The organism is Bartonella sp. AA83SXKL, from assembly GCF_042196965.1.
In the GTDB taxonomy this organism is placed as follows: Bacteria; Pseudomonadota; Alphaproteobacteria; order Rhizobiales; family Rhizobiaceae; genus Bartonella.
On sequence record NZ_JBHIRG010000013.1, the window covers coordinates 39,801 to 42,845 of the forward strand.

Annotated in this window: 3 pseudogenes; 1 reads left to right on the top strand and 2 read right to left on the bottom strand. The window is 38.9% G+C overall.

Annotated features, from left to right (window positions below):
• Positions 1-1,371: pseudogene (locus ACFINO_RS06945) on the bottom strand (hypothetical protein); the annotation flags it as partial.
• 765 nt (positions 1,372-2,136) lie between these two features.
• Positions 2,137-2,287 (bottom strand): annotated as a pseudogene (locus ACFINO_RS06950) (transcriptional regulator); the annotation flags it as partial.
• Here ACFINO_RS06950 and ACFINO_RS06955 point away from each other — a divergent pair.
• Positions 2,284-2,781: pseudogene (locus ACFINO_RS06955) on the top strand (phage tail protein); the annotation flags it as partial. The pseudogenes ACFINO_RS06950 and ACFINO_RS06955 overlap by 4 nt on opposite strands.
• Positions 2,782-3,045 lie beyond the last annotated feature (264 nt).

Below are 3,045 nucleotides of genomic sequence, written 5' to 3' on the forward strand. Positions count from 1 at the left end.
GGCATCAATCTGTCCACCTTTTTCTGCAAATAATGCAGCTTGTTTTCCACTTACAGCACCTTTTGTCTTCGTGATTTTGGCTGGACCTTCTGCATGAAGTCCGTAACCATCAGATGATGTAACTGCAGTTTTTTCGTCCAAAGTAATGGCGCTGCCTTCTTTAGCATATACCCCATCAGTTTTTCCGTCGAATGAACCTCCAGAGACTGTTATTGTGGAGTTATTATTTGCAAATATGCCTGTTGTCGCTTTAGTGACGGTTACATTGTTTAAAGACACAGTGCTTTTTTCGGCACTTATTCCTTTATCTATCAAGGCGTCATCTTTGCTGCTCGATATTTTTACATTGTCCAGCGTGTTTTTATTTTCATCATTTCCGCTAGCGTTGAAAAGAGCACCTATTTGAGATGCTGTAATGGAACCATCGGTCATCTTGACTGTAGCTGCATTTTGTATATCAAGGCCGTTTGCAACTTTTTCAATGGTTGTTGTGCCTTTTAATGTAATGACGCTGTTGTTGTCAGCTTTTGCACCAGTACTCTTTTTTTCAGTTTCAGAGCCGGTTATTGTCAAATTTTCGCTAACGATTTTGCTACCAACTGCTGTATAAAGCCCAGTTACCATATTTTCAATGGTTGTTTTGCCTGTTAATTCAATCATAGTATTTGGCAAGTAGGCTGCTATACCGGTGCTATTGGTATTTTTTTCGTTCTGAGAGCCCGTTATTGTTAAATCTTTACTAACGAGTTTGCCACCAGTTGTTGCCCTAAGACCGCTGCCAGCAATGTCTTTAATGGTTGTTTGACCCGTTAATTCAATCACGCTATTAGCACCATCGACGAGTATACCAATGCTGTCTTCTTTAGCTTCAGGAAGGATTATCGTTACATTTTTTGCAGTGACTTTACTGCCCTTATTTACCCGAAATCCGTTTGCAACTTTTTCAATGGTTGTTGTGCCTGTTAATTCAACTGTACTATCAGGATCTGTGGTTGTTACACCTGTTCCTGTATCGTCTCCTTTTATTTTTAAATCTTCGCTGGTGATTTTACCACCTGTTTTTGCTAGGATCCCATCCACAGCTTTTTCAATGGTTGTTGTGCCTTTTAACGTAATTTCGCTACCAAGATCTGTAGATGTTACACCAGTTTTTTCAGATTCAGGAGCGGTTACTTTTAAATCCTTGCCAATGATTTTTCCACTATTTGTTGCCTTAATCGCATCATAGTTTTTTTCGGATGCGTCGTCGGAGACATCTTTTACTTCTTCATTACTTGTAGCACTGAGGACTGTCGCATATGCGCTGAAATGAGTGCTAAACAGCATGATAGCTACGGCAGCTGTGCCGGATAAAAGAGATTTTTTAAACATTTAGATATTTTCCTTAACTTATAAGCCCCACGCATTCCTTCCCCGCTTACAAGAAGGATATCAAATGAATGGTTTTCTACTTTGGGGACCAATAGATTGTTTTTATTTTTATGTAAAGTAGAAAAATATTTTTTATAAAAATACATAATGTTTTGAATATTATTCATTATGAAATAAATATAAATTATTTTATAATATTAAAAATTATTTATATTTATTTGATTTTAGATCATAGTGTTATTATTGTGCATTGTTTAGAGATAAACTTTATTGAGTTATAAAAAGAAAAAAGAAGAGAGGAAATGAGCAATAAAGAATAGCAGTATCCATGCTGCTGTGGATATACAAAAAAGAAAGTTTGTCGTTTGACAGGAGTTTTTTTAAGTGGGAATAGGTGGAAATTTATGATTTTTTATGACTAATTTTCACCATTAAATGCGCGTTTTATCAAAATGGATTTTGACATCTAAAAAAGAGTGAAAATGAGAAAAAACTGTGATTCAATGGAAAATAGGAAAAGGCTTTGAAGATTTAAAAAAACTCTGTGAAAGCCTAGAAGACCGCCTTTTAAGCCCCTTTGAAAAAAATCTATAAATTGTGAAGTTCGCTCCAAAATCAGCCCAAAAAGCAAAAAAAGATATAATATGTTAAAAACAAAGTGTTATTAAAAATCTTAATGTAAGGAGAAATGCACCTTCATTTTCCATTGTATAATGATGGTTAGGTTGGATTTGTGTAGTTCTTGAGTGCTTTTCCAACCTCTATTTAACGTTTTAAATGCAATTTTAAAAAGAGGCAAGGTAAGCTCTATTTCTTCTCTGTCTTTGATGTTTTGAACAAGCTCTTGTAACTTTTTATCAAGCTCTGCTACGAGTTCTGCTATATCTTCAGGGGGAAGTTTAATTGTTGCATTTTTGTTACCTGATTGATTCCTTTGTCTGGGTGGCAAATAGTGATGGTGGTTGGAGTGTTAAACCGGCAAGTCCCTTTGCTGCCGCCATGTTTATCAAACGCGACAAGCAAAGGGGCGGTGTTTTTTGGTTTCCCTCCAACCAAGATGTCAAAGGCATTTTAGGAACAGCGCGCCCCATTAGCTATTTTGATGGGGAAATCGATCATGAAGCAAATCGCCTTAACCAAGCCGATATTGCTACCTTTATTCCAGCACGGCTTAGCCAAAATGCCCATGGAAAAATTGTCGCCAATGGACGTATTTTATGGGGCAACCACACCACCTCCAGTGACCCATTGTGGCGCTTTGTCAATGTGGTGCGCACCCGTGCAGCCGATGGCAGGGCTTGGTGGGAGCGCGCTGCGTCTTTTTCACCCGATGACTTTACTCATGGCAGCATTTCGAGGGGTTGCGGTTTCAGGTGCAGCATTGGTGAGTACCTTTGGTTGGATCGGGACAGTGATAGAAGTGGTTGGGGCTGGTATTGCCTCTGTTGCGGGGGGTATTTTTACCCCAATAGGAGCTGCGGTTGCTGCTGTTGTGGCGGTCATACTGGCTGCTGGTTTTGCTTTGTGGAAATATTGGGACCGTTTTTCTTCTTTTATGAAGGGCTTTGCACGGGGGATAATACGGGCTTTTGGGCAAGCCTTTGAAGCCGTCATGCGTTTTTTTGGTGCTGATACCACTACCATTACGCGTTGGAAAAATATAATCGCCAATGC